General features: G+C 58.6%; 10 protein-coding genes. 8 read left to right on the top strand and 2 right to left on the bottom strand.

Annotation, left to right across the window (positions count from 1 at the left end):
- Positions 1 to 31: 31 nt before the first annotated feature.
- Entirely contained in the window at positions 32 to 1,540 is a 1,509-nt protein-coding gene (pyk, locus tag RBB81_RS20430; protein WP_353071908.1) for a pyruvate kinase, read from the top strand.
- A 102-nt stretch (positions 1,541 to 1,642) separates the two neighbouring features.
- Here pyk and RBB81_RS20425 read toward each other — a convergent pair whose 3' ends face one another.
- On the bottom strand, positions 1,643 to 2,170 hold the full coding sequence (locus RBB81_RS20425) for a PEP-CTERM sorting domain-containing protein (protein ID WP_183787597.1): 528 nt from the start codon (positions 2,168 to 2,170) through the stop codon (positions 1,643 to 1,645).
- Positions 2,171 to 2,458: 288 nt separating this feature from the next.
- Here RBB81_RS20425 and mutL point away from each other — a divergent pair, with 288 nt between their 5' ends.
- From mutL to RBB81_RS20395, 6 genes are all read left to right on the top strand, one after another.
- Positions 2,459 to 4,516, top strand: coding sequence for a DNA mismatch repair endonuclease MutL (gene mutL, locus RBB81_RS20420; protein ID WP_353071907.1), 2,058 nt, complete (start codon positions 2,459 to 2,461; stop codon positions 4,514 to 4,516).
- Between the two features lie 99 nt (positions 4,517 to 4,615).
- Complete coding sequence (gene pstS, locus RBB81_RS20415) at positions 4,616 to 5,716, top strand: phosphate ABC transporter substrate-binding protein PstS (RefSeq protein ID WP_353071906.1); 1,101 nt, start codon at positions 4,616 to 4,618, stop codon at positions 5,714 to 5,716.
- Positions 5,717 to 6,238: 522 nt separating this feature from the next.
- A complete protein-coding gene (locus tag RBB81_RS20410) occupies positions 6,239 to 6,610 on the top strand; it encodes a PEP-CTERM sorting domain-containing protein (protein ID WP_353071905.1) in 372 nt (123 codons plus the stop codon).
- A 269-nt stretch (positions 6,611 to 6,879) separates the two neighbouring features.
- On the top strand, positions 6,880 to 9,132 hold the full coding sequence (locus RBB81_RS20405) for a hypothetical protein (RefSeq protein ID WP_353071904.1): 2,253 nt from the start codon (positions 6,880 to 6,882) through the stop codon (positions 9,130 to 9,132).
- Between the two features lie 5 nt (positions 9,133 to 9,137).
- Positions 9,138 to 9,935, top strand: a complete 798-nt coding sequence (gene cmk / locus RBB81_RS20400; RefSeq protein ID WP_179585060.1) for a (d)CMP kinase — start codon at positions 9,138 to 9,140, stop codon at positions 9,933 to 9,935.
- A gap of 263 nt (positions 9,936 to 10,198) precedes the next feature.
- Complete coding sequence (locus RBB81_RS20395) at positions 10,199 to 10,399, top strand: cold-shock protein (RefSeq protein ID WP_013581125.1); 201 nt, start codon at positions 10,199 to 10,201, stop codon at positions 10,397 to 10,399.
- Between the two features lie 148 nt (positions 10,400 to 10,547).
- Here the strand turns inward: RBB81_RS20395 and RBB81_RS20390 are convergent, their stop codons facing one another.
- Positions 10,548 to 11,564 (bottom strand): hypothetical protein, encoded by a 1,017-nt coding sequence (locus tag RBB81_RS20390; RefSeq protein ID WP_353071903.1) that lies wholly within the window; start codon positions 11,562 to 11,564, stop codon positions 10,548 to 10,550.
- A gap of 314 nt (positions 11,565 to 11,878) precedes the next feature.
- On the opposite strand from RBB81_RS20390, the gene RBB81_RS20385 reads away from it, so the two are divergent.
- The gene (locus RBB81_RS20385) at positions 11,879 to 14,365 is read left to right on the top strand and encodes a 2-oxoglutarate dehydrogenase E1 component (RefSeq protein WP_353071902.1); all 2,487 of its coding nucleotides are present in this window, start codon (positions 11,879 to 11,881) and stop codon (positions 14,363 to 14,365) included.
- Positions 14,366 to 14,392: the final 27 nt, after the last annotated feature.

Raw genomic sequence — 14,392 nt, 5'->3', positions numbered from 1 at the left:
CAAGCGACCCATGAAGAAATCTTTGAACTCAATGCCCAATGTTGCTCCCTTTGCCGCAATAGAACGTGGTCGCCGCGCCAAGATCGTCGCCACCCTCGGCCCCGCTTCCAGTACTCCGGAGATATTCCGCCAGCTTGTCCGCGCCGGACTCGACGTCGCCCGCCTGAACTTCTCTCATGGCAGCCACGAACAAAAGGCCGAGCTCATACGCATGGTCCGCACGATCTCCAAAGAAGAGGGCAAGCCCATCTGCATCCTCGCCGACCTGCAGGGTCCCAAGATTCGCACTGGGAAACTCAAAGGTCATAAGCCTGTGCAACTCATCGCCGGCAAGCGCCTGACGATCACCCCGCGCGAGATCGAAGGCACCGCCGCTTTGGTGGGCACTACCTTCAAGACGCTCGCCGAAAATCTCGAGACAGGATCCCGCATCCTGCTCTCGGACGGCCTTATCGAGCTGCGTGTCGAAACGGTCAAAGGCGTAGACGTCACCTGCGAGATCATCAACGGCGGCATGCTCGGCGAAAACAAGGGCATCAACCTCCCAGGTATCGCCGTCAACGTTCCTTCGCTCACCGAGAAGGACGAAGAGGACCTCATCTTCGCCATTGCTCAGGGTGTAGACACCGTCGCCGTCTCCTTTGTCCGTACCGCCGACGACGTACGCCACGTCAAGAATCGTCTGGCTGCTCTCAAGTCCGACGCGTGGGTCGTGGCCAAGCTGGAAAAGCCACAGGCGATTGAACATCTCGATAGCATCCTCGAAATCACTGATGCGATCATGGTCGCCCGCGGCGACCTGGGCGTAGAGGTTCCACCAGAAAAAGTTCCGGCACTCCAAAAGCACATCATTCGCCGCGCCGCCGAGTTCCGCAAGCCCGTGATCACGGCCACGCAGATGCTCGAGTCGATGATCGACAACCCGCGTCCCACTCGCGCCGAAGCGTCAGACGTCGCCAACGCCATCTACGACGGCACCGACTCGGTCATGCTCTCCGCCGAAAGCGCTGCAGGCAAGTATCCCGTCGAAGCCGTCGCCATGATGGCCAAAATCATTACCGAGACAGAGCACCAGATCCGCCTCGATCCTCGTCCCGCACTCGGTCATCACCCCAGTGTCCGCCTCTCCATCGCGGAGACAATCTGCGAGTGTATGTCGCATGCGGCCGACGACCTCGACGTAGCCGCTATCGCCATCTTCACCGAGAGCGGCATGACCGCCCGGCTCCTCTCCAAGTACCACCCCGACCCGCCCATCTTCGCGCTCTCGCCCTTTGAGAAGGTCATCAACCGCTGCATGCTTCTCTGGGGCACATATCCTATCCTCTGCGCTCGCTTTCGCGATACGGACAAGCTCGTCAACATGGCCGAACAGATCCTCGAAACACAGGGCCATGTTCATCAGCGTCAGATCGTTGGCATCGTCGCCGGGACTCGCACCAAATCCGGGGCGACGAACTTCATGCGTCTCCACATGGTAGGCGACCGAGATACCGAAACCCACAAATCCAAAACCGCAACAAAGAAAAAAGTCAGATGATCGGTAGATAGTCATTCGACTGCCGCCTACCTCTACATAAAAAGAAGAGCCGCTTCATATTGCGAAGCGGCTCTTCCGTGACTCATGATGCAATGCAGTGAATCAACCAAAGCGTAATTTGAGGCGCATCGCACCGGCGATACCGAAGATACCCGTGCCAAAGAGCGCAAGGCTGCTGGGCTCGGGAACCGGCGAATTCTTGCTTACGTCTACAGTGTCGGATTCGGGAAGGCTCAGTCCCTTCGGCCCTCCTATCGTTGCTGTCTCAATACCCCAGGTAGCGCTCAGATCGATATCGTCTCCATTGGCGAGGCCGAACGACACACCTTTGGAATCAAAGAAGCTGGTTGGCAATAAGAATCCAGGGACAATTCCCGGGTATGTAAGCTTGTTGTCACCTAGTCCTTCTAGAGAAGTAATCTGCGAAGATCCCGCCCAATATTTGACGGTTCCCGTGACGCCCGTAATGTCATAGATATCTGAAGCGCCTCTCTCTGTCGCGGTAAACGTACCGGAGCCAGAGAAGAGAAGGCCTGAAAACCTGAAATCGAAGGTATCGGCGTACGCGGCAGAAGTAGTGGCGAGAGTAACCAAGGCCAGAATGCAGAGTCCCAGTGTTCTTTGCTTCATAAGGCTCCTAAAGGTCGTAGGACGAGTACTTGCAACATGTATGTGCATTCTGATGGCCAATCACGAGACGCGGAAACTCGTTCATAATCGCCTTTCAAACTTCATTAGCCGGATGCTTTATCGAAAAATGCGCAATGAAATGCATCTTAAAGTGGTATTCATTTGCCTATTGGGGCAACAACTGGGAATCTATTTCCCACAGCGAGCTGAAAAGCGTTCACTCTACGAGAGAAATGCCGCTGTGGCCTAATCAATCAGCAGGCGCACCGATCCCCTACAATCGATTTCATGGGCCGCATCCATATCCTCTCCGACCTTGTGGCGAACCAGATCGCTGCCGGCGAAGTTGTCGAACGACCCGCATCCGTCGTCAAAGAACTCCTCGAAAACTCCCTTGACGCCCACGCCACCCGCATCCGAATTGAGGTCGAGGCCGGCGGGCGCAAGTTGATCCGCATCACCGACAATGGTCACGGCATGGTACGCGACGACGCCCTCCTCGCCTTTGAGCGCCACGCCACCTCCAAGCTCCGCAGTGCCGACGACCTCCTCTCCATCGCAACCTTAGGCTTTCGCGGCGAGGCCCTGCCTTCGATCGCCAGTGTCTCTCGCCTGCAAATGGAAACCCGCGTTGCCGAAGAGGCCTCAGGCACCGTCGTAGAGATCGCCGGCGGTAACATCCTCCGCGTCGAAGACGCCGGTCTCCCAGTTGGGACCACCATCACCCTTCGCGATCTCTTCTTCAACACCCCTGCCCGCCGCAAATTCCTCAAGTCCGAGCAGACCGAGCTCTCCCATATCGCCGCCCTCGTCACCCACTATGCTCTCGTCCACCCCACAAAACACTTCGAACTTCACTCCTCCACGCAGGCTCTCCTGGTCGCCCCCGCTGTTGCCAACTCCGCCGACCGCCTCTTCCAGATCTTCGGCAAAGACACCAGCAATTACATGCTTCCCACTACCGCCGAACTTGACTTTAATCGCGCCGGGCTTCCCGAGCCCCCACCATGGAAGCGCGACGAGGACTACGTTGCACCCGACCCCGGTTACCTGCGCCTGACTGGCTTTGTCTCCAAGCCCGAACTGCAAAAGCTCAATCGCAATTCCATCTATGTCTTCGTCAATCAGCGTCTCATCCGCGATAAGCTCATCCTCCATGCACTCTCGGAGGCCTACCGAAACATTCTCCCGCCCACTTCTTATCCCGTCGTCCTCCTTTACCTCGAGATGCCGGCACAAGAAGTCGACGTCAACGTCCATCCAGCCAAGACCGAGGTCCGCTTCCGCCAGCCAAGCTTCGTGCACGACTTTGTTCGCGACACCATTCGCACCACGCTCATCCGGGCCCGTCCCGCAGCCAGCTTCGCCACCGCACTTCAAAATGGTCCGCATGGCGTTTCGAGCTCTCTCCTCATCGACGTAAGCCCGCTCCCCGGCCTTCCAGATGGCAGCGACGCTATACGCCAGCCAGTCTTTGACCCCACCTTTCAACCGACGACATTTGAAGGCCATCCACTTACTCCGCTGACTGTCGAAGAAGAAGGTGCTCGTTATTTTTCGAATGGCTCCGAAACCGCGCAATGGGATGTTCCAACTTCGACCGAGACAGTAAAGTCTCCCAACTTCCAACTTGCTGCCCCGATCGTGCCACCATCTCCGGGCCGCTTCGCCTTCGCAGGACATTCGATCCCCGTGGGCTACGAGTCCATCGAGACTGAACCCGGATATGAACCAGTTTCGCCGCAGCAAGCCGACACCCTCACCGCGCTCTCAACCCTCAAGCCGCTTGGTCAGCTTCGCGACTCATTCATCCTCGCCACCAACGAAGAGGGCCTCTGGATCATCGATCAGCACGTGGCTCATGAGCGCATCCTCTTCGAAAAAGTTCTGCGCGATCGCGATACCGAACAGATCCAGCGACAGCGTCTGCTCATGCCTCTGCTCGTAGACCTACTCCCCGCGCAGATGATCACCTTCACCGAGATCGCCGAAGAGTTGGAGCGCAATGGCTTCGAAGTAGAACCTTTCGGCCCCCGGACTCTCGCAGTCAAAGCCGCCCCCGTTGGTCTCGACGGTCGCGAGCTTGAACACCTGCTAGAAGAGGTTCTGGCCATCCCCGACCGCAATCGCCAAACCGAGAACTCCGAAGCCCGCCGTCGCCGCATCGCGGCTTCTATCGCCTGCCACGCTGCGATCAAGATCAACCAGCAACTCGAACACTCGAAGATCGAGTGGCTGCTCGAGTCCCTCGGAAAGACCGAGCATCCCACGGCCTGTCCCCACGGCAGGCCCATCGCTCTGCGTTACTCCTATAAGGACATTGCGAAGGCCTTCCAGCGCATCTAGCTCTGTGAAGACTCTGCGAATATGTCGTTTGGGCGGCAACCATCACTCCATGGTCGTGCAACAAAACTAAGATAAATCTTCGCTTCACGGGAGAAGACTTTGCGCAAATCTATCGATAGCTTCCGCGTCCCTCTCCGAGCAGCCCATGTTCTTTGTTTTGCGTCCACCCTTTTTTTTGTCTCCCTAGTGGGCTGCAAATCAAGCTCTGGTGGCAGCGAAGCTCAGAGTGTCAATCTAAATGGCGCCGGAAGCACCTTCGTCTATCCAGTAATGTCCCAATGGACTTCGGCCTTCTCCAACGCACACTCCAGTGTGCGCATCAACTATCAATCCATCGGCTCTGGGGGTGGCGTTCAGCAGGTCAAAAACGGCACAGTAGACTTCGGAGCCTCCGATGCCGCGCTCAATGATGATCAACTCAGTGGCATGAAACCTGTAATCCAGATCCCCGAATCTGCAGGCCCGGTTTGCATCACCTACTCGCTACCCGGCCTCAGCAAGCCGATCCAGCTCTCTCCCGATGCCGTCGCGGGGATCTTCCTCGGCAAGATCACCTCATGGCATGACCCGATCCTGGTAAAAGACAACCCAGGTGTTGCTCTGCCCAACATGAAGATTCTCGTCGCCCACCGCACCGATGGCAGCGGCACCACGAATGCTTTCACCACCTATCTCTCGTCCGTCAGTCCAGAGTGGCAGCAGAAGGTTGGCAAGGGCAACTCCGTCGACTGGCCCGTTGGCATGGGTGGAAAGGGAAGTGAGGGAGTCACCGGGCAGGTCCGTCAAACTCCTGGAGCCATCGGATATGTCGAACTGACTTTCGCGCAGCAGAACAAACTACCCGTCGCCTCGGTTAAGAATCTCGCCGGCAAGTACATCCTGCCGGATACGTCCAGTACCACCGCCGCTATCGCAGCCTTCACCGATCAACTCTCAAAAGATCCACGCACTCCGATTGTGAACGCCCCAGTCTCCGCGCCAGACGCCTACCCGATTTCGACCCTCACCTTCCTCATCATCCCGAAGGACGGCCCAGATGTCGGCAAACGAACGGCCCTTCGAAACTTCATCCAGTACGTCATTACCGACGGACAGGCCGCGGCGGCCACGCTCAACTACGCACCACTTCCCGATGGCGTCAAAACCTATGACCGTCAGCAGCTCCAACAGATGACTGCTGCGGGCCAGCCTATCCCGTAAAACTTCAATTGACCCACTTTGTAGCTTCTACCGGGGACAAGTCGAGGGCGCGCTTCTTCAGCAAAGATGCGCAGCTTACTTTCCGGCGCTCTTGTTGCAAATAAAAAATCGCAAGAATTGCTCGTTTACCACTTCCGCCTCCTTTCCAAACCGGGTAAAGCTACGGCGCTAGAGCAGTTAGATCGACAAACAGATTTTGCAGTTGGAAGACAGTACGCATCCTCGGAGGTCTTATGCGTTCTTCGTTCCGTTCGTTTCTGGTCCTCGCTTCCGCCTTTCTACTAGGCGCAAACCTTGCAAAAGCAGACACCATCAGCGTCTCCATCTCGGAGCTGGCTAGCGGCACCCTCGGAAGTCAATCTTCACCAACGAGCTTGTAACCTTCACCGGCACATTTGCGAGTCAGCAACTCTTGGCCTGCGTCGCTGCGAACAGTTGCCTTGGTTCTCTGGGTCCAGGCGAGTACATACTCTCCACCTTCACTGACCCTGAAACAACCACTACTCTGGTAACGACCTCACCGTGGCCGGTCTCGGGATCTTCCTAGCGAACAGCGGCGACAATTTCATAGACATCTTCTACCCGGGCGGTCCCCTGACAAATGTCTCGATAGCCGACGGCGGTGACCCCAATGGCCATCTCACCTTTCCGCTTGATACAACAGATCTCAATCTCCAGAACTGTCTGTCGGACTTTCCTGCGAGCGATTGCCCTCTCAGCGCCTCTACCTCCGGCGGAACCTTGATACTGACCGCCGCGAGCGAAGACTACACGACCTCCACCGTGGTCACCCCCGACAGCTCGTCCGTTCCTGAGCCCTCAACCCTGGCCCTGCTCGCAACCGGCATCGCGGGGCTCTCTGAACTTATCCGCCGCCGCGTGCGATCCGCCTGATTCCTTCAACGAAGCTTTCGGAGGCGTGCATCTGCACGCCTAACCCTTGCTAACAATTCTCGCAAACAAGCACAAATTCAAAAGAATCGATGATGACCTCCCTTGAACGTCAAACGGAGAGCTACTTCTTAGAGGGCTCTATCCGGCAAACCGTCCAACTTTGCGGTATTCTTGTAATAACGCGCAGCAGACACTTGACCGAACTTTAGTCGCGCGCCGCTCCTTTTGAATCGAAGACCGTCCTTCGGCCCAGGCCGAAGATTGCTGGAGTGCGGATCATCGCCCAGCAGGAAGGCAACACCTTGAGTAACCTAAGCACTCCCACGGCTGACCAGCTCGCCGCCGCCCGCCTCGCGCATTGGCATCACAACGCCGATCCCATCCTCACCATCAACATGCTCCGCGATTGGCTCAACACCACAGGCCTGGTCTTCTTCACACCTCGCGCAGCTCAGCTTCCCGCGCCCGCGCCCTCGTTCGTCGAAGCCATCCTCGGGACCGCCAACGCCGCTCCTACTCTTGCCGACACCGACCAGTCCCGCAGCCTCCTCTCCCGTCTCGTCCTCGACGGCGGTGCGATTCCCCTCTATCTACTTGGTTCCCCCAACGGCACCGGCAGCGAAACGCCAGACTTCATCGTCTCTCCGCTCGCCTTCCCCTACATCTTCACCCTGCGGGGCGACAAAGCTTGGAAGCAGCCACCCGCCACCAGCGGCGCCACCAAGGTCTCCCCCCTCGCCCTCAACGCATACACCCTTCTCGCGGAACGCGCGAAAGACCACACCACCGGCATGAGCTCCTATGATCTCACCACTCAGCTTGGCAAAGAGGTCACCGAGACCGCCGTCCTCCGCTCGCTCACCGAGCTCTGGCAGCACCTCCGCGTCATCCCGGTTCCCCAGCCTGACGGAGCCGCCACCCTCTGGGAGCTCACGACCGCCCGATTCACCAAGCAGATTAAAGCTGGTGCCAACGCAGGACAACCCTCGGCCCTCTCGGCCCTCATCTCTCTCTATCTGGGCCAGGCCATCGTCGCCTCTGAAGAAGACATCGAGACCTTCCTCTCGCCTATCGCAGCCCGCTCGCGCATCCGCGACGTCATCCACGCGCTCATCTCCGCGCGCCAGCTGGAGACCATCGCCGTAGAGGGCCGCACAGTCCTCCACGTCGCCGGCGAACTCCCCGCCTTCCTCGCAATCGCAGCTCCCGCACCCGACGACATCGACTCTATTGTCGTCACTACCGAAGGCGACAACGCAGAATCCTCCGAGGAAACTGGCCGGATCAAGAAGTTCATCCCCAAGCCCCGCAAGGTCGGGACAGGATTTGTAACCAAACCTGGTCGCAGCTCCGAATCCACTCCTTCCCCGCGCGAGCGCCGGCCCTTCACCCGCGAATCCAACCGGCCCGACCGCCCCAGCTTCACCAAACCCTGGCAAGAAGAGAAGGCCGACCGCCTCGCAGCCGCATCCGCCTCAGACATCTCGAACGAAGGCGACAGCGCCGAAGCCCCCCGCGCCCCTCGCACTTATGACCGCAAGCCGAGCTCCGATCGAGCGGGGAAGCGACCCTCCTTCGGCTCGAAACCATTCGGCTCAAAGCCCTCTTTTGGATCGAAGCCGTCCTTCGGCAGCCGCCCAAGCTTTGGCAACAAGCCGGCGTTCGGCAGCAAGGCCCGCTTTGGCACCGATCGTCCCTCTGTCGGGGGTGACCGCTCCAGCTTCCGCCGCAGTGAAGACTCTGGCGACAGTCGCCCGCCGCGCCGTGAATACACACCGCGCCCACACACCGATGCCCCAGTAGGAGACAGCGACCGTCCGCGCAAGACCTTCTCCAAGCCAGGCACCTTCGGGCGCAAGCGTGAAGGCTTCGCAGGCAAGCCAAGCTTCGGGCGCGACAGCAGCGACTCCCGTCCGCCCCGCCGCGACTACGGCGACTCTCGCCCCCCACGCCGCGACTTTGCACCTCGTCCCGACGCAGACGCTGGAGAAAGCCGCCCTGCCCGTCGAACCTTCGGCGACAGGTCAGCCAAGCCCAGCTTCGGTGGACCCCGTAAACCGGGCAGCTTCTCTGCTCGCCCGCAACGCAGCTACGACGGCGGCGACCGCACCAACGGCTTCGCCCCACGCAAAAACTTCTCTCGCGACTCCGAAGACCGACCCCGCCGCACAGAGGGCCGTGCAGCACGTCCCGACGGTCCCCCCTTCCGCAAGTTCGACGCGCCTCGCACCCCACGTCCCAAGGGCGCCTTCGAAGGCAAATCCAGCGGCAGCTTCGGCGAGAAAAAGCCGTACAGCAAAACCGCCAGCAGCTTTGGCGCAAAAAAGCCGTACAGCAAATCCAGCGGCGGCTTCGCCGGCAAATCAACTACTGGCAGCTTCGCCGGCAAGAAACCGTACAGCAAATCCGCCACCACCGGAGCCGGCAAACCCGCCAGCACGTTCGACAAGTTCAAGGGCAACAACAAGCCCTTCGGCAACAGGCCTCCCGCCCGCAAATTCAAACGTGAGGAAGGGGACTAAGCCGGATGACGCAGCCGCACGAGGACTCCGCACCCGCAACGCAGCCTGAAACCAAAAAGCGCCAGCGTCCCGTCATCGCCATCGACGGGCCTGCTGGCGCCGGAAAAAGCACCCTAGCCGCCCATCTCGCCCGCCGCTTCGGATTCCTCAACCTTGAGACCGGCGCCATGTACCGCGCTCTCGCCCTCAAAGCCATCGAGAACGACTACGACTTCGATGAAGAAGCGCCACTCATGGAACTCGCCGCCCACACCCGCATCACCCTAGAGCCCCAACTCGAAGGCAACCGTGTCCTGCTCGACGGCATGGACGTCTCCCGCCGCATTCGCGAAACCGACGTCACCAACGCCGCCTCCAAAATCTCTGTCCACCCTCAACTTCGCGCCTGGATGGTCCAGCAGCAGCGTGCGCTAGGAGAAGCTGGTGGGGTCGTCATGGAAGGCCGCGACATCGGCACGGCTGTCTTTCCGGACGCTGAAGTCAAAATCTTCCTCGACGCGGCCCCCGAGGTTCGGGGCAGCCGCCGTTATCGCCAGGCCGCGCCCGGGTCCGATTCCGTTGGACCCACTGTCAGGCAGAACTCCGCGCGCCAAGCTCCCGATCCCGTCACGGCCGAGCAGCAGCGCCTCTCCGAAGAAGCCGTCCTCCGCGAGCTGAAAGACCGCGACTACCGTGATCGCAATAGGGCCGAATCCCCCCTTAGGGCCGCCGCCGATGCAGTGATCCTGGACTCGACCTCTATGACCCTTGACGAGGTCTTGAATCAGGCCGAGGAGATCGTCCGAACTCACCTCAAAGCGTAACGCTGCGTGACATCTAACATTGTCGATGCACGTTTGTCGAATCCATCCAACCCCGATATCCTCAAACAAGCCGAAATATTCACATTTTTTGCACCATAAATAGTGCAACCATAACTATTTAGGAGAATAAGTAAAAAAAACTTGGCAACTGTGCTAACCTTCACACATCGTTTGAAACAGATTGGATTTCTGCAAAGCTCGTACTGTACGAACCCCGATTTGGATCTAGCGGCAAATTCAATAGCAATAAGGAAATAGCGAACATGGAACAGGGAACAGTGAAGTGGTTTAACGATGCCAAGGGGTTTGGCTTTATCAGCCGTCAGAACGGCGAGGACGTATTCGTACACTACTCGGCGATCAATTCGAACGGTTTCAAGAGCCTTCAAGAGGGCCAGGCTGTACAGTTCAACGTGGTAAAGGGACCTAAGGGTTGGCAGGCGTCTGACGTCCAGCCTCTCTAGTCTTTAGCACTACGACTACAGCGACAACCAAGTTTTGCGGAAGGGATGGCCTCGGCTATCCCTTTGCGCGTTTCCCCCCTTACGTTTTGCTGCAAGCCATCCATCATCTCCACCGCGAGCTCGTCTCGCCGGCACAGACGCCGGAAGATCACTTTGGTACCGACTCCGGTGTAACGGAACTATCGACCGTGCTCATACCCGGCAGGATGGTCGACGTAGCCTTGAACTTCCGATAGTCCGATTCGACGGCTTCAATGTGGCCGTTGAAACCTAAAAACAGCAATGCTCGTGCAGATCCCTGGCCTTCGAATTTTGCCGGCAGCCATACCTCGCCATTAACCTTTCTCTGCTCCATTGAGAAGTTTGTCCCCTTCTGAATATTCGCCACCAGCCCACCACCGATCTTGAAGTTATTCACAAAGTGTCCTTCGGCCTTTACCAGCACGCGGTCCTGTTCATCGACCCACACCGTGCCCATCATGTCTCGAACCACCTCCTCGAATCTGGTTCGTGTCTTGGCCTTCGGATCGCCTGCATAGTCCGCCACAATCGTGTCCCTGCCATTCAACTGCACTCGTCGCGGACTGGTAAAGCTTCCCAACTCCAGCGCTCGCGAGGCCGTCATCAGCTCGTGCCCGCGCGCATCAGACTCCTTCCCCTCCTCATCGGCCTTCTGCCGCCTCTCCTTGGCCTTCTCGGAGTCCTTATCAATCCGTTCATTCTCTTTCTTTTGCTCGTCCGCGCTTAACTCTCGCCCATCCTTCTTTACCTGCCGGCCCACCGGCACTCCATTCGCCCAAAAGACCTCATACTCCATCGTCTCGGTCTTCTTTAGTCCACCATGCGAATCCATCCGCTGTTCCGTCACTAGAGACCGATACAGATAGTCCTTCTCAATCGCCTCTGCGGCTCTCTGATTCGTCTCAACGTCATGCATAAGAGCCGCAATATCCGGCAGCGGTCGTTCGCCAGGCTTCCCGTCCTCCGTTGCGGGAGCAGAAGGAGTTACTGGAGCAGAGGGAGGGGCAGCTTGTGCAGGCTCCTGGGCCGTTGGCTGCGCAACTGTGTTTGCCTGGCCCGGAAGCGTCAGAGCAAACCCCTCAGGCAAAGCCATCAAACCCACCACTACGAGCAAAACTAGAGCCCTGCGAGCCTCAACCACCATAACTTTCCACTATAAGCGGCAAATCACGACTGCGCTCCTCAGTGACTTGTCCATAGTCGGGAATCCAGCCCCTAACCCGCTGGAAAAAAATGGCTTACAACATCTCTACCAATAGTGGAAACGTTACCTGACGCGCCTCCAACACTCCAGAGCAAAAATATCGGCGGCGTCTTCTCGCTCGCTGATCTAAGAGGGTGCAACTTTATGGTCATAGCCTCTCGCGGGCCACTCAAGAGCGTGCACCCAACCTCCGAAAGGTCTAGCATAGATAGAGGACGCGCACCGCTCGCGAATAGATCTGAAGTGAGGAAGCAATGGCCACGAAGGCAGAGGCACTGACTGCAACAACATCCGCAGTTGAACAACACGAACGAGAGACAATCTTCGATATCTTCCGCCGCTGGGGCTACCTCCAGGCATCACTTGACCCTCTCGGTCAGTACCTTCCTCCCGAGCCATTTCCAACTCCCGCACCAGAAGGCGATATTGCGAAAGAAGCGCGCAGCTACTACTGCGGAACCATCGCCGCGGAGTTCATGCACATCCCCAGCAACGAACAACGTCAGTGGCTGCAGGAGCGCATCGAACAAGTTGCTCCCAAGCCTGATCAAGCATTGATCCTCACGCAACTCATTCGCGCCGACCTCTTCGAGCAAGTCATTCAGTCGCGTTACCTCGGCACCAAGCGATTCTCCCTCGAAGGAATCACAGCGCTGATCCCGTTCCTCGATCGCGTCTTCGCAGTCAGTGCGGGAACCGGCGTCGCCACGGCCATGATCGCGATGAGCCACCGCGGCCGCCTCAACGTCATGACCAACACCATCGGCCGGTCTCCTTCAGAGATCTTCACAAAATTCGAAGACGTCGATCCCCGCAGCACCATGGGTGGCGGCGATGTGAAGTATCACGTCGGCGCAACAGGCGAATACCACTCGCCTGACGGAAAAACCATCTCGCTCCATCTCGCCTCTAACCCAAGCCATCTCGAAGCAGTCGACCCCGTAGTCCTGGGACGCACCCGAGCCAAGCAGGAGCGCATCGGTAAAGATGGCAATGATCAGGTTCTGCCGCTGATCATCCACGGAGACGCAGCATTTGCAGGACAAGGCATTCTCGCCGAGACGTTGAACATGGCCACGCTGCACGGATACAACGTCGGGGGCACCATCCACGTCATCGTCAACAATCTCCTCGGATTCACAGCTGTCCCCGAAGAGTCGAACTCCTCGCGCTTTGCCACCGACATCGCGAAGCGTCTCCCCATTCCGATCTTCCATGTCAACGCCGAAGATCCGGATGCCGTCGTGCGAGTCGCCGCAATCGCTGCCGAGTATCGCAATCGCTTCCACTCCGACATCGTGGTCGATCTCGTAGGCTATCGCAAACACGGACACAGTGAAGTCGACGATCCCACCGTCACGCAGCCCCGCCGTTACGCCATCATCAAGGATCGCCCCGCGCTCTACCAGCTCTATGCAAAGCAGATCGGCATCGACCCCACCGCCGAAGTGCAGAAGGTCCAGCAAGAGCTCCTCGACGATCAAAAGACCGCGACCCATGCCGATCATAAGCCGCAGCTAGCCCAGCTACCCGCCTATTGGGACCCCTACAAAGGTGGCGAATGCGAGCCCGAGTATAACGTTCCCACCGGCCTGCCTGCCGAGCGCATCAACCAGCTGGTCACCTCGCTGACCTCATACCCAAGCGGATTCCATATCCATCCCAAGGTGAAGAAACTCTTCGAGCAGCGTCAGGAGATGGGCGCAGGCTCGCGGCTCTTCGACTACGGTATGGCCGAGCTCGTAGCCTTCGCCTCGCTACTGGAAGCCGGAGTCCCCGTGCGTCTAAGCGGACAGGATTCGCAGCGCGGAACCTTCAATCAGCGCCACGCCGTCATGGTCGATACTGAAACCGAAGTCCGCTACATTCCCCTCGCTCATCTAAACGAAACGCAGGGCAAGTTCGAGGTCTACAACTCGCTCCTCTCCGAAGCCGCGGTCCTCGGCTTCGAGTACGGCTTCTCCCGCGACTATCCCGAGACCCTCGTCCTGTGGGAAGCGCAGTTCGGCGACTTCGCCAACGGCGCGCAGATCATCATGGACCAGTTCATCGCCGCCAGTGAAGCGAAGTGGGGTCTCCTCTCCGGTATAGTCCTGCTTCTTCCACACGGCTACGAAGGCCAGGGGCCCGAGCACTCCAGCGCGCGTATCGAGCGTTACCTGCAGCTCGCCGCGAACGACAACATCCAGATCTGTCAGCCCTCGAATGCAGCGCAGTACTTCCATCTCCTGCGCCGACAGGCTCTCAGGCCATGGCGCAAGCCGCTCGTCGTCTTCACCCCGAAGAGCATGCTTCGCCACCCCGACGCTTCTTCAACCCTCGCCGACTTCGCCATCGAGCACTTCCAGAACGTACTGCCCGACAACGACGTAAAAAATCCGCGCCGCCTACTCGTCTGCAGCGGAAAGATCGGCCACAACCTCCGCGTCGAGCGCGAGAAACGCAAGGACTTCAGCGTCGGCATCATCTTCCTCGAGCAGATGTACCCCTGGCCCGAGCAGGAACTGCAGGCTGCTCTCGACCAGCACCCGGACGCACAAGAGATCATCTGGGTCCAGGAAGAGCCAGCCAACATGGGAGCATTCTCCTACGTGATGCCGTTGCTGCGGCGCATGTCCGGCGACCGCGCTGTACTCAGCGTCAAACGGAGTGCCAGTGCAACGCCAGCAACCGGTTCCGCCAAGGCTCACGAGATCGAAGAAAAAACCCTGATCGACCTGGCACTCGGCGCGGCCGTCTAATCACGCTGCAAAATCCGCGGGCACAGC

The sequence above is a fragment of the Tunturibacter gelidoferens genome, assembly GCF_040358255.1.
Taxonomy (GTDB): domain Bacteria; phylum Acidobacteriota; class Terriglobia; order Terriglobales; family Acidobacteriaceae; genus Edaphobacter; species Edaphobacter gelidiferens.
Note: the sequence above shows the minus strand (reverse complement) of the source record. Positions and strands in the feature narration are given on the sequence as shown.

Coding starts and splice junctions, on each gene's coding strand:
- RBB81_RS20385 (WP_353071902.1), top strand. CDS start 11,879: ATGGCCACGAAGGCAGAGGCACTGACTGCAACAACATCCGCAGTTGAA.
- pyk (WP_353071908.1), top strand. CDS start 32: ATGCCCAATGTTGCTCCCTTTGCCGCAATAGAACGTGGTCGCCGCGCC.
- mutL (WP_353071907.1), top strand. CDS start 2,459: ATGGGCCGCATCCATATCCTCTCCGACCTTGTGGCGAACCAGATCGCT.
- cmk (WP_179585060.1), top strand. CDS start 9,138: ATGACGCAGCCGCACGAGGACTCCGCACCCGCAACGCAGCCTGAAACC.
- RBB81_RS20395 (WP_013581125.1), top strand. CDS start 10,199: ATGGAACAGGGAACAGTGAAGTGGTTTAACGATGCCAAGGGGTTTGGC.
- RBB81_RS20425 (WP_183787597.1), bottom strand. CDS start 2,170: ATGAAGCAAAGAACACTGGGACTCTGCATTCTGGCCTTGGTTACTCTC.
- RBB81_RS20390 (WP_353071903.1), bottom strand. CDS start 11,564: ATGGTGGTTGAGGCTCGCAGGGCTCTAGTTTTGCTCGTAGTGGTGGGT.